The organism is Phycisphaerales bacterium (assembly GCA_035627955.1).
Lineage (GTDB): Bacteria > Planctomycetota > Phycisphaerae > Phycisphaerales > UBA1924 > JAEYTB01.
Genome location: DASPKU010000012.1, coordinates 225,461 through 241,553, shown reverse-complemented (window position 1 = coordinate 241,553; position 16,093 = coordinate 225,461). Strand labels below are relative to the sequence as shown.

Below are 16,093 nucleotides of genomic sequence, written 5' to 3'. Positions count from 1 at the left end.
TCCACCCCGCAACCCTATGGAATGGGAACCCTCACCACTCAGGCCTCCTCCGCCCGCCCCTCTGCCCCAACGCCTGCCAGCAAGCCGGTTTCCTTCACCCCCGAATCCAAGATCACCCTGGACGGCATCACCTTCGATGACGTCCTGCTCCTGCCGCGCCGCTCGACGGTCATGCCCGCCGACGCCGACACCTCCACGTTCCTGACCAAGACCATCCGCCTGAACATCCCGCTGCTCTCGGCCCCCATGGACACGGTCACCGAGTCCGCCCTGGCCATCGCACTGGCCCAGGAGGGCGGGCTGGGCATCATCCACAAGAACCTCAGCATCGAGGCCCAGGCCCGCGAGGTGGCCAAGGTCAAGCGGTCCGCAAACGGCATCATCCTCGACCCCCTCACCCTCGGCCCCACCGACACCGTCGCCCGCGCCAAGGAGCTGATGCGCACGCACAACGTCTCCGGCTTCCCCGTCACCGAGGACGGCTCATCCAACCCGCGCGGGAAGGGCAAGGTGCTCGGCATCATCACCCGCCGCGACCTCAAGTTCGTCGACGACACGCAGACCCGCGTGCAGGACGTCATGACCAAGGACGTCATCACCGCCCCCGCCGGCACCACGCTCGAGCAGGCAGAAACAATCGCCAACCGGAACAAGGTCGAGAAGCTCGTCCTCATCGACGACCAAGGCCGCCTCACCGGCTTGATCACCATGCGTGACATCGAGCGTCTCTCGAGGTACCCCAAGGCCTGCACCGACTCCCGCGGCCGCCTCCGCTGCGGCGCCGCCGTGGGCGTTGACCAGTACGACCGCGTCGAGGCCCTCATCGCCGCCGAGGTCGACGTCATCACCGTCGACACCGCCCACGGCCACAGCGAGAACGTCCTCCGCACCGTTCGCCAGCTCCGCCAGATGCAGTCCGTCAAGCAGTCGGGCCTCCAAGTCATCGCGGGCAATATCGCCACCGCCGAGGCGGCGCTCGACCTGGCCGAGGCGGGCGCCGACGCCGTGAAGGTCGGCATCGGCCCCGGCTCCATCTGCACCACCCGCGTTGTCACTGGCGTGGGCGTCCCGCAGATCACCGCCGTCATGCAGGCCGCCGACGCCCTCGCGCGTGCGGGCCTGGACGTCCCCGTCATCGCCGACGGCGGCATCCGCCACAGCGGCGACATCCCCAAGGCCATCGCCGCGGGCGCATCGGTGGTCATGATGGGCTCGCTCTTCGCCGGCCTCGACGAAAGCCCCGGCGAGGTCGTCATCACCCACGGCCGCCGCTACAAGTCCTACCGCGGCATGGGCAGCGAGGGCGCCATGAACGCCGGCAGCGCCGACCGCTACCGCCAGGCCGACAAGGTCGACAGCACCGGCAACGCCAAACAGAAGTTCGTCCCCGAAGGCGTCGAGGGCCTCATCGCCTACCGCGGCCCCCTCGCCGAGTTCGTCTACCAGTTAGTAGGAGGCCTCCGCTCCAGCATGGGCTACTGCGGCTGCCGCACCATCCAGGAGCTCCGCACCGACGCGAGGTTCTGCCGCGTCTCCGGCGCCACCGTCATCGAGAACCATCCCCACGACATCATGATCACGAAGGAAAGCCCCAACTACATGGCGAGCAAGGGGGGGTAAGGCGAGGCGGGCTGTGCAATGACCAGACCTCGGAAGACGATGCTGGTCATTCTCGGAGCGGCCGCCCTGCTGGTCGGCTTGCTGCTTGCTTCGCTGGGAACGCTGCGGCAGCGCGCGGTCTTGAGCATCACGAGAAGGATGCCCACGGCGACCGAGCTCGGCATCACCGGTCCGCAACGAGTCCACATGTACGATCAGCGTTACGCGTTCACGACCGATCGATTCCGCTCCGTTGAAATCCCAACACACGACGGAGGGATCCTGAGGCTCCCGGTTGAGTACCTGACCGGCACGATCGACGGGGACCGTGTCGATTCGCTGTACTTCAGGCTGCCGCAGGGCAACAAGGATGAAGTTGCCGCCAAGTGTCGCGAAGTGGGCGTGGCCATCGGCCTCAGCCCCGCGGCCGTTGATCAGCGGATCGCGGAATGGCTGCAAGATGCGGGCTCGAACTTCGGCTCTTCGGGGATCGGCCTTTCGCCGGGTGCGCCGCGGTTCACCCTTCAAATCGCGACCGGCCTAGAGGGCTGGCAGGTCGCGCTCGCGACGAGCCTCGAAGAAGAGTGACGCCGCTCGCGCGCACCGGGCTGCGCCTCTCACGGAGCGGGCCGCAGTTCCGCGCGTGCAAAAGGGGCTGCCGCCCCTCTTGCGACTCCCTGCTTAAGGCAAGCCGTCCGCGCGCTCGGCAGGCGCGGCATCACACAGAGTGGCCAGGGAGAGCCCGAGAGGGCCGGCCTTGAGGCCCTCTCGGTTGCGCGACACCCGCGCGCACTGACGCTCGGGCGTGCCCTGCGCTTCAGCAGTTCCGCGGGTGCAAAAGGGGCTGCCGCCCCTCTTGCGACTCCCTGCTCAAGACAAGCCGCCCGCGCAATCGACACGCGCCCCATCACGCAGAGGGGCCAGGGAGAGCCCGAGAGGGCCGGCCTTGAGGCCCTCTCGGTTGCGCGACACCCGCGCGCACTGACGTTCGGGCACGCTGCGCAGCCGTCGCTCGCGAAGGCAGCACGGTCACCGCGCCGCGCGCTTGGCCCTGACCGCTGCGATCCCGAAACAGAGCAGTCAGCCCGCGGCACAGACCAGTCATTCCGCCAGACTGACCGCTCAATCACAGCCGCGGACCGCGCCGTGCCACGAATCTGCACGTCCGGCCAATCACCGCAACCCTGCAAACCGCAGCCGGCCTCCGCGCCGGCGCAGCCGAAAGAACTCGCGGCCCGGCTCATCAGCGGTGACGGGGCCCTGGAGATCTCATGGAAGGCGCGGAATCCTCGGGGCACGCAGGGCACGACCTACATCGTGCGCCGCCGCCTCGCGGGCGAGCGCGAGTTCTCGTTCCTGGGAGTCACCGGCGCCAAGCGATTCACCGACAACACCGTGCCCGCGGGCGTCACGGGCGTTGAGTACACCGTGCAGGGCCAGCGCGCCGACGTGAGCGGGCCCTGGTCGCCGATCCTCAGCGTGGCCCTGGGCAGCGCGCGGGCCGCACCCGGTGTCCCGGCCGCGCAGAATGGGCCGCCCCTCCTGGCGCGAATCCCTGCCTAAGCGGGCAATCCGCACCATTGGCAACCGCCGCATCCGCCAGCCCGCGGTCCCCGTCATTCTCAGAGTTCACCCGCGTCCCGGAGCACGCTCTCGCGCAGTGCAGCGGACACACGGAACTCAATCTCGCGCTCAAGCCGCTCGATCAGCGGAGACGCGGCGGCAATGAGGCGTTCACGCTTTGCCCGCACGAGCATCCCCAGAACACCGGTTGGTGAAAGGCCCAGGCGACGCGCCACCGCTCGCCCGTCCACCTCGTCCATCAGGATCGTCGTCACGTTCAACTCAAGGGCCAGCGCGATCGCCTCGGCCTCGCCCTTGTCCACCTGCTGGAGCAGCGTTTGGACCCGCCCGAGGTCCGAAGGGGCGGCGACCCTGATGAACGGATGATGGGCGAACGGGAACGGCCCCGCGGCCGCGATCGGCACGGTCAGTTCTGCCGCGTCTGCGGTCGGAACTACGACCTGCCCGTACCAGAGAGGAAGCAGGTGAGTCAGCCCGAGCACCTGCAGCCCACGCAACGGCGACGTGTCGCTGACGACAAGCATGCCTCAGCCGGCCTTCCGATCGCCCGCACGCCCCATCTCGCGCTCGTACTCCTCCAGGCTCGTGTGGTACACCGCCAGCTTGCGCTTCCGCAACTCTTCCTCGAACTCGATCCGCTTCAGCCCGCACATCCGCGCGGCCAGCCCCTTCCCGAGCTTCTCCGCATCAAACAGCCTGCACGCCAGCTCGATCAGCACCTCGCGCTCCGTCAGCCCCGCCCGCTGCAGGATGTCGTCAGGGATGTTGATGGTCATGGCACGCCATCATATCCGACTCTCTTTCCCACCCCATTCCGTGCAGCCTCCGTGCTCTCCGTGCCTCCGTGTTTGGTATTCCCCCTATTCTGTGGCCATGTTCGGCTCCCACCTCTCCATCGCCGGCACCATGGTCAACGCCCTGCTCCGCGCCGAGGCCCTTCGCTTCGACACCGTGCAGGTCTTCACCAAGAACCAGCGGCAGTGGAAGGTGCACCCGCTCGACCCCGGCATGCAGCGCGACTGGCTGGCGCACATGAAGCGGCTGAAGTGGGAAGGAAGGGTCGTCTCCCACGCCAGCTACCTCATCAACCTCGCCAGCCCGGGCGACGAAATCTGGCGCAAGTCGATCGACCTCATGACCGTCGAGCTCGAGCGGGCCGAGGTCCTGGGCATCCCCTTCGTCGTGCACCACCCCGGCGCCTACACCAGCACCACGCTCGAGCAGGGCCTGCACCGCATCGCCACCGCGTACAAAGAACTCTTCCAGCGCACCAAGGGGCTCAAGACCATCGCCTGCCTCGAGGGCACCACCGGCAGCGGCACCAACATCGGCGGCCGGTTCGAGCACCTCGCCGCCCTCCGGCAGCTCATCATCGACATGACCGGCGAGCCCCAGCGTGTCGGCTTCTGCCTCGACACCTGCCACCTCCACGCCGCGGGCTACGACATGAGCACCGCCGCCGCCGCCACGCAGTCGCTCAAGCTGTTCGACCAGATGTGCGGGATAGAAAACCTCCACGTCATGCACCTCAACGACAGCAAGGGCGCACTCGGCTCCAAGCTCGACCGCCACCAGCACATCGGCGAGGGTGCAGTGGGAGGCTTGGCCCTCAAGCCCACGCTCGAAACCCTCTCCTCCTCCGGCTTCCCCGCCGTCATCAACCACCCGCGCATCAGCAAACTCCCCAAGATCCTCGAGACCCCCAAGGAGGACGAGTGCCCGCCGGGACCCCCCGAGCCCGGCAGCCCCAAGCAGCTCGACTCCATCAACCTCGAGCGCCTCCGCGCCATCTTCACCGCCGGCGGCAAGCCGGGCCCCTTCCCGCCCGAGTCCACCGCCCCCGCCAAGCCCACCGCAAAGCCGGTCAAGAAGCCCGCCGCCGCGCCCGCCAAGCCCGCCGCCACCGCTCCCCCAGCCACAAAGCCAACCGCCGCAAAGCCTTCCGCCGCCCCCGCCCCCTCGAGCTCAGCCGCGCGCAAGAAGATCACCAAGCGCACCTCCACCAAGCAGCCTCCCCCCAAGCGCCCCGCGAAACCCCCAATCTGACCCCAAACCGGCCCCAACGCCGATCTAGACTCCCTCACCAGCACCCCCAGCACCCCAATGCGCTGGCACACTTCATGCGCCGCACCAGCTCATCCCCCGCGGCGTACTGAACACCTCCCGCTCCCCGCGCCGATGAGGACCGCGATGCACAACGCCCCCGCCCCCGCCCGCTCACACTCCCCCTCCGCGAGCTCTGCGCCTCTGCGTGAGCGCCTTCTTCCTGCATTGCTCTGCTGCCTCTTCCTCTCTCTCCCCCTCCTCACCGCCTGCCAGTCCCTCGACAACCGTTTCGGCTCCCGCCGCAACCCCACGCCCCCCGACCCCCGCGCCGCCCGCAACAACGGCCGCGCCCCCGCCGTCAACATCAACCGCGTCGAGACTGCCAACGCCGCCGTCGTGTCCGCCCAGGCCGCCGAGGCCGCGGGCGACTACGAGAAGGCCCTCGCCGACTTCGAGCGCGCCATCGCCCACAACCCGCGCATGACCGTCGCCTACCTCGGCGCCGGCGACATCCACCTCGAGCAGGGCAACTTCGCCGCCGCCGAGAAGCACTTCGCCAAGGCCGCCGACCTCGAGCCCCGCAACTTCGACGCCCAGTACCGCCACGGCCTCTCCCTCCAGCTCCTCTCCCGCCTCGAGGACGCCGTGCGTGCCTACCTCCGCGCCCTCAACATCAAGGGCGACGACTTCAACGCCAACCTCAACCTCGGCACCGCCTACCTCCAGCTCAATGAGGCCAGCCAGGCCCTGCCCTACGCCGAGCGCGCCGTCCGCATCGACGGCAAGAACGCCGCCGCCCGCTCCAACCTCGGCGCCATCTACGCCACCCTGGGCCGCCACGATGACGCCATCGTCGAGTTCCAGCAGGCCGCGGAGCTCACGCAGCTCACCGGCCCGCTGCTGCTCAACCTCGCCAACAGCCTCAGCAAAGTGGGCCGCCACGAGGAGGCGGTGAACACCCTCGAGCAGCTCGCCCGCACCGAGCCCACCGCCCCCTGCTACGAGCGCCTCGGCGTCGGCTACTTCAACCTCCGCCGCTACGACACCGCCCTGAGCAGCTTCCGCAAGTCCCTCGAGATCGACCCCAACTACTACCCCGCCCTCAACGGCGTCGGCGTGTGCCTCCTCAACCAGTGGATGTTCAGCGGCCAGGCCGACCGCACCGCCCACGACGACGGCCTCAAAGCCCTCCGCCGCTCCCTCCAGATCGAACGCGACCAACCCGCGATCCTCGAGCTGGTCTCGCGCTACAAGTGATGCGATGTTGCGTCGTGCTTCAACGTGCCACCGAGATGTCCTCATCTCGGTGGCCTTGGTTTTGACTCACATTCGCACTTCGCTGGTACTGACTCGCCTGCTGCCATTGCACTCCGGCGGAGTGCGTGATCGTTGCCAGGGGTGGCCGTCCTCGGACACCCCTGGTTGCGGCCCACCCCACCCGCCGCCCCAGCGGGGCGGGTGAACTTCATGCCTGACGGGGCGCATCTCGCTCTCGCAGCACTCCTGCATTCCGCCCCGCAGGGGCATCAGTAAGTAGCCATGGGCAGAATGAGGCGCGTCGCCTTACGCCGCCGCGGATGCAGTCGCGCGATTCCGCACGCCGGAGGGCTGCAGGACCCCTGCGCACAACCCGGGCCCTCGACAACTAAACTCCCCAGATGCCGCAACCGCGCGCCCGCGAACTCACCGACCTGCCTCCTCCCGATTCCAACGATTCCGAAGGCGCCCTCGTTACCCACCGGCGACGCGCCGTGCTGATCTACGAGGTCGCATCATCAACTCAACTCGCGGCCGTTCTCTTCACCGACTGTCTTCACGCCTCCGCCGGCGGCCCCAACGACGAGGCCTTCCACAACCACCCGCTGAACGCGAGCACCGGCCCTTACTCGATCTGGGAGGTTGAGGGTTCCGACTGGCTCCTTGAGCAAGCCGCGATAAGCGACCGCGACGCCAACCCCGAACGCCTCTCCAGAGGGCGCCGCCACTACGTGTGCTCCTTTAAGGAAAACACCGTCGACCTGCTCGCGGCCCAGTACCGCCTCATCGGCCAGTTCCGCGACCGGAAAGCCGCTTGGAACGCCGCTTCTGAAGCGCTCCAAATCACCTGACGCCCACCCCCACAACAACCCCCTCCACACCCCCAAAAACCGCGAATTCCACCCCCCGCGCGCCTACCATTCCAAGCTCAAAAACCCGGCCCGCTCCGCCCCTCCAGGCCCAGCGCTCCGGCCCCCCTCCAGAGCCCTCCAACAGGGCTCCCAACCCAGGTCAAACGAGGGTCTCTCATGCCCGAGTCCCCCGCCCGCCGCTCGCCCGTGGAGGTCGCCATCAGCACGCCCGAATCGCACCAGCAGCCCACCGCCGCCGTCACCAGCGGCGTCGATTCCCCAACCGAAGTCAAGAACGGCCAGTACGGCGCCGAGCAGATCCAGGTCCTCGAAGGCCTCGACGCTGTCCGCAAGCGCCCCGGCATGTACATCGGCGGCACCGGCCTCAACGCCCTCCACCACCTCGTCTACGAAGTCGTCGACAACTCCATCGACGAGGCCATGGCCGGCTTTGCCACGCTCGTGCAGGTCACCATCCAGCCCGACGGCTCCTGCCAGGTCATCGACGACGGCCGCGGCATCCCCACTGATCCCATCAAGCACGAGGACAAAGCCCTCAACGGCAAGCCCGCGGTCGAAGTCGTGCTGACCAAGCTCCACGCCGGCGGCAAGTTCCAGCAGGAGGGCTCCGCCTACAAGGTCTCCGGCGGCCTCCACGGCGTCGGCGTCTCCTGCGTCAACGCGCTCTCCGAGTACCTCGACTGCGAAGTCTTCCGCGACGGCAAGATCTACACCATCGGCTTCGAGCGCGGCCGCGTCTGCCACGCCCTCAAGGAAGTCGGCGCCATCCCCGCCAACGCCACCCGCACCCGCGGCACCACCGTCACCTTCCGCCCCGACCCCGAGATCTTCCCCGACACCACCTTCGACTACAACGTCCTCGCCGCCCGCCTCCGCGAGCTCGCCTTCCTCAACCCCGGCGTCACCCTCCGCCTCACCGACGAGCGCGTCGGCGCCGATGGCAAGATTCACAGCGAGACCTTCAAGGCCACCAACGGCCTGGTCGAGTACGTGCAGTACCTCATGACCGGCAAGAGCCCGGTCTCCGCCCCTGTCTACGTCAAGCGCGAGGACGCCGAGAAGTCACTCGTTGCCGAGGTCGCGCTCCAGTACCACGACGGCTACAACGAGTCGCTCCTCTCCTTCGCCAACAACATCAACAACGTCGACGGCGGCACCCACGCCCAGGGCTTCAAGGTCGCCCTCACCCGAACGCTCAACGGTTACGCGAAGAAGGCCGGCATCATCAAGGACAAGGACCCCGTCCCCACCGGCGAGGACCTGCGCGAGGGCCTCATCGCCATCATCTCCGTCAAGCTCCCCGACCCCACCTTCAACAACCAGCCCAAGGAGAAGCTCCTCAACCCCGAGATCGAGAGCTTCGTCGCCCAGGCAGTGGGGGAGGGGTTCGACCGCTGGCTCGAGGAGCACCCCGTCGAGGCCAAGCGCCTCTGCCTCAAGGGCATCGTCGCCGCCCAGGCCCGCGAGGCCGCCCGCAAGGCCCGCGAGCTCACGCGCCGCAAGTCCGCCCTCGACAGCGGCTCCATGCCGCACAAGCTCCGCGACTGCAAGACCCGCGACGTCGAGCGCTCCGAGCTCTTCATCGTCGAGGGTGACTCGGCCGGTGGCTCCGCCACCCAGGGCCGCAACGTCGAGACCCAGGCCATCCTCCCCTTGAAGGGCAAGATCCTCAACGTCGAGAAGGCCCGCATCGACCGCATGCTCGCCTTCGAGGAGATCCGCACCCTCATCGCCGCCCTCCGCGTTGGCATCGGCTCGGAGATGGACCTCAGCAAGCTCCGCTACGGCAAGATCATCATCATGACCGACGCCGACGTGGACGGCTCCCACATCCGCACCCTGCTCCTCACCTTCTTCTTCCGCCAGATGCCCGAGCTCATCCGCCGCGGCCACATCTACATCGCCCAGCCGCCCCTCTATCAAATGGCCAAGGGCCCCGGCCGCTCCAAGAAAGTCTCCTACGTCGTCACCAACAAGATGCTCGACGACGCCCTCATGGACCTGGGCCTCGACGGCTCCGCGCTCATCGTCCGCGACATCAACGTCGAGAACGAGGCCCGCTTCCAGGCCAGGGAGGTCTCCCGCCTCGAGGGCCAGAAGCTCCGCCGCGCCCTCCACCTCCTCCGCCGCATGCTCGAGATCGTCGAGATCGCCGAGCGCCGCGGCGTCCTCTTCAAGGACCTCCTCGCCCACCGCACCGGCGACCCCACCGGCAAGCACCGCCTCCCGACGCACCGCATCACCTGGCGCGGCGGCGAGGCCTTCGCCTGGTCCGAGCAGGACGCCCTCGCCCTCGTCGACAAGCACAAGCTCCGCCTCGCGGACCGCAGCGACGAGCACGTCAACGGCGATGCCGCCGAGTCGCAGGAGAGCGCCGCCACCCGCGCCGCCGTGCGCGAGCTCCACGAGAACCGCGAGCTCGAGCGCCTCTTCGCCGAGCTCACCGAGCTCGGCCTGCCCGTCACCCCCGAAACCTTCGCCGGCGTTCAAGGCGAGGCCGTCACCGGCGAACGCCTCCCCGCCCGCTTCGCGTGGATCACCACCAACCGTGCCACCGAGGTCGGCTCGGAGACCTCGGTGGCGGACATCGGCCAGCGTGACGTCCACGACGACAACGACAACACCGACGACCAACCCAAGTCCGGCGACGCCATCTCGCAACCCACCAGGCGCACCGACCAACCCGTCGAAGCCCCCAACCTCCCCGCCATCCTCGACGGCCTCCGCGAGATCGGCCGCCGCGGCCTCGACATCAAGCGCTTCAAGGGTCTGGGCGAAATGGACGCCGAGCAGCTCTGGGAAACCACCATGGACCCCAGCAAGCGCGTCCTCATGAAGGTCACGTGGGATGTCGCCAGCAACGCCGACGGCCTCTTCAGCATCCTCATGGGCGAGGAGGTCGAGCCCCGCCGCCGCTTCATCGAGGACCACGCCCTCGAGGTCAAGAACCTCGACGTCTGATCACCTCGCCGCCCCGATCCGATCAGCACATCCCGGGCGGGCCGATAACATCGGCCCGGAAGAGCCGCTACGGCTTCACACCCCCCGCACCTATTTCGATAAAGCCGCTTGCTTCAAACATCTACGCGCCCCCGGCCGATGTGTGTGTACCTACACGCTCGCGGGAGGTTTCCATGGCCCTTCACTCACAGGCCAACCAGTCCAGCCTTCGCCCCAACTCCATCAACCTCAGCGCTGCTCAGCTCGAAGCGCTGCTCGACAAGCTCGACGAGCCGGAGCAAAAGGCCGGCACGCGCCATAAGCGCGACTTTGTCCGCTGGCCCTTCCGCAAGCTCTCGATCACCGTCGGCCTCATCCACCCCGGCGGCAACACCGTCAACATCAAGGTCGCCGGCCGCAACCTCTCCAACGGCGGCGTCTGCGTCCTGCACTCCAGCTTCGTCCACCCCGGCTCCGAGTGCATTGTCCACATGCCCCACCCCACCCAGGGCGAGGTCCAGGTGCGCGGCAAGATCGTCCGCTGCATGCACCGCGCCGGCCTCATCCACGAGATCGGCATCGCCTTCCCCCGCCCCATCAACGCCAAGGAATACCTCGCCCCCGACCCCCTCTCCAACAGCTTCGAGCGCGAGCGTGTCCGCTCCGCCGACCTCCAGGGCCGCGTCCTCATCATCGAGCCCGCCAAGGGCGAGCGCGACATCATCAAGCACTTCCTCCGCGAGACCAACCTCCAGCTTGAGTACGCGTCCACCCTCGCCGAGGGCATCTCCCTCTACGACAGCTTCACCGCCGTCATCCTCTCCGCCGAAGTCGGCGACGCCGAGCCCGGCGTGGCCGCGTCCAAGCTCCGCGAGATCGGCCACGTTGGCCCCATCCTGATGATCGTCCCCGACGACACCGCCCGCACCCGCGCCCGTGTAGCCAGCGCCCCCGTCCGCGCCTTCCTCTGCCGCCCCTACTCCCAGGACATCCTCTTCCGCGCCCTCGCCGAGGTGCTCCTCGCCGAGCAGCCCGCCGACACCAGAAAGACCTCGGCCAGCGACACCCGCGCCAAGGCCGCCCCCGCCGACGAGGTCACCCGCCTGGGCAAGGCCCTCTTCTCCGCCGTCTTCCACCGCGACGCCGCCGCTGTCCGCAGCGCCTGCCTCCGCATCCGCACCCTCTCCGAAGCCCGCGGCTGGACCCCGGTCGTCTCCCTCGTTAACCAGATCCAGTCCACCCTCGACAGCGGCGGCTCCATCGAAGCCGTCATGCCCAACCTCGAGCTCGTCATCGCCGCCTGCGACTCCGCGCTCGAGACCACGAAGCCCCACAAGCGCGTCGCCTGAACCGCGCAACAAAAAAGCCCCGGCGACTGCCGGGGCTTCTCATCAACATCAAAGGGCGACTGGCGGGACTCGAACCCGTGACCCCCGGGATCACAACCCGGTGCTCTAACCAACTGAGCTACAGTCGCCATCACGCCCGCCCACTCGGCGAGGCGCAGGAACCTCAACATTAGGACCGCCCTCACTCACCGGCAACCCCGCCGGCCCGCCCACCCCGCACCCACGCCCCGCCAAGGTAGCCAACCCGCTCAGCCCGGCCCTAGGCTTGCTCCCACTCTTTTCCGCACCTTTCGAGGCACATCCATGGACCACCTGAGCCGCCTGAACCTGTCGCAGAACCGGGTCTTCACCAACCTCTCGTCCGCCGAGCTGGTCGAGCGGGCGATCGCCGCGGGCGAGGGCAAGCTCGCCGCCAACGGCGCCCTGGTGTGCCTGACCGGCGACCGCACCGGCCGCTCCCCCAAGGACAAGTACCTCGAGGACACCACGCAGATCCACGACAAGATCTGGTGGGGCAAGGTGAACATGGCCATCAAGCCCGAGCACTTCGACGCCGCGCTCGGCATCGCCGTTGACTACCTCAACCAGCGCCCGCACCTCTACCAGTTCGAGGGCTACGCCGGCGCCGACCCCAGCTACCGCCTGGGCGTCCGCGTCATCACCGAGCAGGCCTGGCACTCCCTCTTTGCGCAAACCCTCTTCATCCGCCAGAACACCCAGGCCAGCGGCCCGCAGGTCGGCCCCTTCAAGAGCGACTGGACCATCATTAACGCCGGCCGCCGCCGCCTCACCGCCGAGGAGCAGGCCAAGTTCGGCGTCAAGAGCCCCGTCCTCATCGCCCAGTCCCTCACCCGCAAGATGGTCGTCATTCTGGGCACCGAGTACGCCGGCGAGATGAAGAAGAGCATCTTCTACGCCATGAACTATGACATGCCCGAGGCGGGCGTGTTCCCCATGCACTGCTCGTGCAACGCCGACAAGAGCGCGGGCAACCCCAACGCGGCCCTGTTCTTCGGCCTCTCGGGCACCGGCAAGACCACCCTCTCGGCTGACCCCAACCGCGCCCTTATCGGCGACGACGAGCACGGCTGGAGCGACAAGGGCGTCTTCAACTTCGAGGGCGGCTGCTACGCCAAGTGCATCAAGCTCAGCAAGGAGGGCGAGCCGCAGATCTGGAACGCCATCCGCTTCGGCAGCGTGCTCGAGAACACGGTCATCGACCCCACCACCCGCGTGCCCGACTACGACTCCTCCAAGCTCACCGAGAACACCCGGGTCACCTACCCCGTCGAGTTCATCGACAACGCGGTGATCCCCTCGGTCTGCGGCCACCCCAAGAACGTGATCTTCCTGACCGCCGACGCCTACGGCGTGATGCCGCCGGTCAGCAAGCTGACCAGCGAGCAGGCGATGTACTACTTCATCAACGGCTACACCAGCAAGCTCGCGGGCACCGAGCTGGGCGTCACCGAGCCCCAGCCCAACTTCTCGCCCTGCTTCGGCGGCGTGTTCCTGCCCCGCCCGCCCATCACCTACGCCAAGCAGCTCGCCGACAAGATCGCCAAGCACGGCACCAACGTCTGGCTGCTCAACACCGGCTGGACGGGCGGCCCCTACGGCGTGGGCTCGCGCTTCAAGCTCGCCTACACCCGCGCGATGGTCGCGGCCATCTACTCGGGCGCCCTCGCCAACGCCAAGTTCACGCCCGACGACATCTTCGGCCTGCCCATCCCCGACGCGGTCCCCGGCGTCCCCGCCGAGGTGCTCAACCCCCGCAACACCTGGAAGGACAAGGCCGCGTACGAGGCCCAGGCCAAGAAGCTGGCCAAGCTCTTCCGCGAGAACGACGCCACCTTCGACATGCCCGAAGCCGTCCGCAAGGCCGGCCCCCGCGCCTGATCGGCACGACCCCCCGTGCCACGATCATGTCCTCATGATCGTGCTCGATAGACCCCCCCCTCAAGCCCCGGCGCCATCGCCGGGGCTTTTTCGTTCCGGCTCCTATCAGTCCTATGCCTCTTATGACTCCTATCAACCCACACTCACCGCACAACACACCGCCGACGCCCGCAACAAAAATTCACAACATTCCATTTGACTACACCCCAAATCCAACCGATACTCCTCCCGCAGGTACTCCCATGATCACCACCACTCAACATCACGCTCGACGGCTACAGCAGCGACTGTGCTATCGACTCGCCCTGCGAGATCGACGCACGCCGCCCCGCCGCTGAGCAATCCGCGGCACGGGCGGCCCGAAGGCCGCACCCGCTTGCCGCGTGAAATGCCCTGAAATCCAGGCATTCCGCGACCAGACGACGCGGCCTCCGGACCCCTCCCGCAGGCCGCGTTTTTCGTTTTGCCCCCCGCCGCACATCGCAGCGCCCGCGATCACTCGCGCACGCTATAACCGCGCACACACAAGGAACCGCCGTCTCCACCAAACTAACAAAGACCTCGTAGCTCAATCGGCAGAGCACCGGCTTGTCACGCCGGAGGTTGTGGGTTCAAGCCCCATCGGGGTCGTTGTAAACGGTGGCACCGGTCTCCCGACCGGTGCTCCTCAGTGACCCTGTAGCCCAACTGGCAGAGGCCGCGGCCCGAGATGCCGCGCAGTGCGGGTTCGACTCCCGCCAGGGTCTTCGTCACAGCTCGCGCAACCACCCGCGAGCGCCGCTCAGCGACATGGGGTAACGGCAGCCCTCCAGGTTGTGATCCTGGGAGTCCCGGTTCGAATCCGGGTGCGCTGATTGCAGTTTACTCCCGGCTCCGTAGCCCAACTGGCAGAGGCCCCTGACTCAGAATCAGGGTGATGCAGGTTCGAATCCTGCCGGAGTCATTCATCACCACGGCCCCGTGGTCGAGCGGATCCAAGACGCCGCACTACGAATGCGGAGATCGCAGGTTCGATTCCTGCCGGGGCTGCTTCTCTCTTCTCCTATGACTCCCATGACTCCTATGAGTCCTACGCCACACCCTCCGACAAGCCTCACGCCCGCAGCGACCCCTCAATCAACCCCTCCATCTCCGCATCGCTCATGTACCGCTTCTCCCCTCCCCCGCGCTGCCGGCTCTGCACGCTGTCCGCCAGCTCCAGGTTCGGCACGTAGTTGAACGCGATCCCGCCGGTGCCGTGCCCGCGCGCATCCTGCATGCTCGCCGGGTACACCTTGTTCGCCCCGAACTTCTTGTTCACCGCGTCCATCGCCTTCGACAGGCTCTCCGAGCGGTTCTGCCCGCCGAACAGCGGCAGCGTGTGGCTCGCCGCGGGCACCAGGTCGTGCAGCGTCACCGCCACCATCAGGATCTTCCCCTCCGGCGCCCGCGCCCACAACGCATCCAGCGCATCCTGCATCGTCCCCGAGTCCACGCACTCGCCCCCAAGGGTCGCCCACTCGTCCCACGACGGCCCGTTCCACGCGTTCGTCGACGGCCTGTCGCCCTCGAACCGCAGCCCCAGCGACAGCTTCTTCGCCGCGTACTTGTCGTGCCGCATCCGCGCGCTCGCCTTCAGCAGCAGCCGCAGCCCCACGCTCTTCGCGCCCTCCCGCGTCCGCAGGTCCGGAGCCAGCACGTGCTGATGCCCGATCGACCCCTTCTTCGTCGGCTTCTCCCGCACCTCCGCCCCGCGGATCACGTGGTACCACCGCTCCCCGAACGGCCCGCCCCACAGCGCCCGCATCTCCGCCTCGCTTTTGGCGTACAGCTCCGCGATCGTCCTCACGCCTGCGCGCTTCAGCCGCTTGGTCATCCGCGGCCCGATCCCCGAGAACTCCTGCACCGACAGGTGCCCGATCGCGGCCGGCAAATCCTCATTGCGCAGGATCACCAGCCCATCGGGCTTCATCAGGTCCGTGCCCAGCTTCGCCAGCAGCCGGTTCGGGGCGATGCCGATCGAGCACCGCATGCACACCCCACAGCTCTTCGCGATCTCCGCCTTTACCCGCAGCGCCAGCTCCCGCGCCGCCTCCGGCGTCCGCTGCCGTCGGTCCAGCCGGCACGAAACCTCATCGATCGAGTGCACGCGCTCCACCGGAATGTGCCGGTCGATCGCCTTGAGAATCCGGTGGTGCATCAGCACATACAGCCGCGGCCGCGCATCCACAATCTCTACGCCCGGGCACAGCACCTTCGCCTCACCCACCCGCGTTCCCGTCTTCACCCCGAACTTCTTCGCCTCATAACTCGCCGCGATGATGCACCCCGAATCCCCCGTGATCGGCGCCACACCCACCGGCTTCCCGCGCAAGTGCGGCTGCACCTGCTGCTCCACCGACGCGAAGTACGAGTTCAAATCAAGGAACAACGTCGTGAGCATGACAACCGAATCGTATCGATCCCCCCTAGAAGACCTCGCCGACCTAGAAGACCTACTCATCACCCCCGTTTTTTTCCCGCCCATTCCCCACAACCACTTACAACCCATCGGCGACGTTTGTGCGC

At 67.7% G+C, this 16,093-nt stretch carries 12 protein-coding genes and 6 tRNA genes; 14 read left to right on the top strand and 4 right to left on the bottom strand.

Annotated features, from left to right (window positions below; translation table 11 throughout):
* Window positions 1–21: 21 nt before the first annotated feature.
* The 3 genes from guaB (at window position 22) to VD997_10800 (ending at window position 3,162) form a co-directional block, all read left to right on the top strand.
* Window positions 22–1,620: an IMP dehydrogenase gene (gene guaB, locus VD997_10810; GenBank protein HYE62472.1), complete on the top strand. Its 1,599-nt coding sequence runs from the start codon at window positions 22–24 to the stop codon at window positions 1,618–1,620.
* 18 nt (window positions 1,621–1,638) lie between these two features.
* Window positions 1,639–2,187, top strand: a complete 549-nt coding sequence (locus VD997_10805; protein ID HYE62471.1) for a hypothetical protein — start codon at window positions 1,639–1,641, stop codon at window positions 2,185–2,187.
* Between the two features lie 558 nt (window positions 2,188–2,745).
* Window positions 2,746–3,162, top strand: coding sequence for a fibronectin type III domain-containing protein (locus tag VD997_10800; GenBank protein ID HYE62470.1), 417 nt, complete (start codon window positions 2,746–2,748; stop codon window positions 3,160–3,162).
* Window positions 3,163–3,221: 59 nt separating this feature from the next.
* Here VD997_10800 and VD997_10795 read toward each other — a convergent pair whose 3' ends face one another.
* The gene (locus VD997_10795) at window positions 3,222–3,707 is read right to left on the bottom strand and encodes a DUF3368 domain-containing protein (protein ID HYE62469.1); all 486 of its coding nucleotides are present in this window, start codon (window positions 3,705–3,707) and stop codon (window positions 3,222–3,224) included.
* 3 nt (window positions 3,708–3,710) lie between these two features.
* Window positions 3,711–3,959 (bottom strand): UPF0175 family protein, encoded by a 249-nt coding sequence (locus tag VD997_10790; GenBank protein ID HYE62468.1) that lies wholly within the window; start codon window positions 3,957–3,959, stop codon window positions 3,711–3,713.
* A gap of 97 nt (window positions 3,960–4,056) precedes the next feature.
* On the opposite strand from VD997_10790, the gene VD997_10785 reads away from it, so the two are divergent.
* The 5 genes from VD997_10785 (at window position 4,057) to VD997_10765 (ending at window position 11,647) form a co-directional block, all read left to right on the top strand.
* Complete coding sequence (locus VD997_10785) at window positions 4,057–5,229, top strand: deoxyribonuclease IV (GenBank protein ID HYE62467.1); 1,173 nt, start codon at window positions 4,057–4,059, stop codon at window positions 5,227–5,229.
* Window positions 5,230–5,373: 144 nt separating this feature from the next.
* The gene (locus tag VD997_10780; GenBank protein ID HYE62466.1) at window positions 5,374–6,486 is read left to right on the top strand and encodes a tetratricopeptide repeat protein; all 1,113 of its coding nucleotides are present in this window, start codon (window positions 5,374–5,376) and stop codon (window positions 6,484–6,486) included.
* 401 nt (window positions 6,487–6,887) lie between these two features.
* Complete coding sequence (locus tag VD997_10775) at window positions 6,888–7,337, top strand: hypothetical protein (protein HYE62465.1); 450 nt, start codon at window positions 6,888–6,890, stop codon at window positions 7,335–7,337.
* Between the two features lie 177 nt (window positions 7,338–7,514).
* Entirely contained in the window at window positions 7,515–10,319 is a 2,805-nt protein-coding gene (locus VD997_10770; GenBank protein ID HYE62464.1) for a DNA gyrase subunit B, read from the top strand.
* 173 nt (window positions 10,320–10,492) lie between these two features.
* Window positions 10,493–11,647 (top strand): response regulator, encoded by a 1,155-nt coding sequence (locus VD997_10765; GenBank protein HYE62463.1) that lies wholly within the window; start codon window positions 10,493–10,495, stop codon window positions 11,645–11,647.
* Between the two features lie 54 nt (window positions 11,648–11,701).
* On the opposite strand, the gene VD997_10760 is transcribed toward VD997_10765, so the two are convergent.
* Window positions 11,702–11,775, bottom strand: a tRNA-His gene (locus VD997_10760).
* Window positions 11,776–11,950: 175 nt separating this feature from the next.
* Here VD997_10760 and pckA point away from each other — a divergent pair.
* The 6 genes from pckA (at window position 11,951) to VD997_10730 (ending at window position 14,575) form a co-directional block, all read left to right on the top strand.
* The gene (gene pckA / locus VD997_10755) at window positions 11,951–13,546 is read left to right on the top strand and encodes a phosphoenolpyruvate carboxykinase (ATP) (protein ID HYE62462.1); all 1,596 of its coding nucleotides are present in this window, start codon (window positions 11,951–11,953) and stop codon (window positions 13,544–13,546) included.
* A 557-nt stretch (window positions 13,547–14,103) separates the two neighbouring features.
* Window positions 14,104–14,176 (top strand) — tRNA-Asp (locus VD997_10750).
* A 42-nt stretch (window positions 14,177–14,218) separates the two neighbouring features.
* Window positions 14,219–14,292 (top strand) — tRNA-Leu (locus VD997_10745).
* A gap of 35 nt (window positions 14,293–14,327) precedes the next feature.
* Window positions 14,328–14,401: transfer RNA gene (locus tag VD997_10740), tRNA-His, on the top strand.
* Between the two features lie 14 nt (window positions 14,402–14,415).
* A tRNA-Leu gene (locus tag VD997_10735) sits at window positions 14,416–14,489 on the top strand.
* Between the two features lie 11 nt (window positions 14,490–14,500).
* A tRNA-Arg gene (locus tag VD997_10730) sits at window positions 14,501–14,575 on the top strand.
* 64 nt (window positions 14,576–14,639) lie between these two features.
* Here VD997_10730 and VD997_10725 read toward each other — a convergent pair.
* Window positions 14,640–15,968: a hypothetical protein gene (locus tag VD997_10725; protein ID HYE62461.1), complete on the bottom strand. Its 1,329-nt coding sequence runs from the start codon at window positions 15,966–15,968 to the stop codon at window positions 14,640–14,642.
* Between the last annotated feature and the right edge of the window lie 125 nt (window positions 15,969–16,093).

What these genes read in the sequence shown, in the direction of transcription:
- guaB (HYE62472.1), top strand. Translation starts at nt 22, where the DNA reads ATGGGAACCCTCACCACTCAGGCCTCCTCCGCCCGCCCCTCTGCCCCA.
- VD997_10805 (HYE62471.1), top strand. Translation starts at nt 1,639, where the DNA reads ATGACCAGACCTCGGAAGACGATGCTGGTCATTCTCGGAGCGGCCGCC.
- VD997_10795 (HYE62469.1), bottom strand. Translation starts at nt 3,707, where the DNA reads ATGCTTGTCGTCAGCGACACGTCGCCGTTGCGTGGGCTGCAGGTGCTC.
- VD997_10790 (HYE62468.1), bottom strand. Translation starts at nt 3,959, where the DNA reads ATGACCATCAACATCCCTGACGACATCCTGCAGCGGGCGGGGCTGACG.
- VD997_10785 (HYE62467.1), top strand. Translation starts at nt 4,057, where the DNA reads ATGTTCGGCTCCCACCTCTCCATCGCCGGCACCATGGTCAACGCCCTG.
- VD997_10780 (HYE62466.1), top strand. Translation starts at nt 5,374, where the DNA reads ATGCACAACGCCCCCGCCCCCGCCCGCTCACACTCCCCCTCCGCGAGC.
- VD997_10775 (HYE62465.1), top strand. Translation starts at nt 6,888, where the DNA reads ATGCCGCAACCGCGCGCCCGCGAACTCACCGACCTGCCTCCTCCCGAT.
- VD997_10770 (HYE62464.1), top strand. Translation starts at nt 7,515, where the DNA reads ATGCCCGAGTCCCCCGCCCGCCGCTCGCCCGTGGAGGTCGCCATCAGC.
- VD997_10765 (HYE62463.1), top strand. Translation starts at nt 10,493, where the DNA reads ATGGCCCTTCACTCACAGGCCAACCAGTCCAGCCTTCGCCCCAACTCC.
- pckA (HYE62462.1), top strand. Translation starts at nt 11,951, where the DNA reads ATGGACCACCTGAGCCGCCTGAACCTGTCGCAGAACCGGGTCTTCACC.
- VD997_10725 (HYE62461.1), bottom strand. Translation starts at nt 15,968, where the DNA reads ATGCTCACGACGTTGTTCCTTGATTTGAACTCGTACTTCGCGTCGGTG.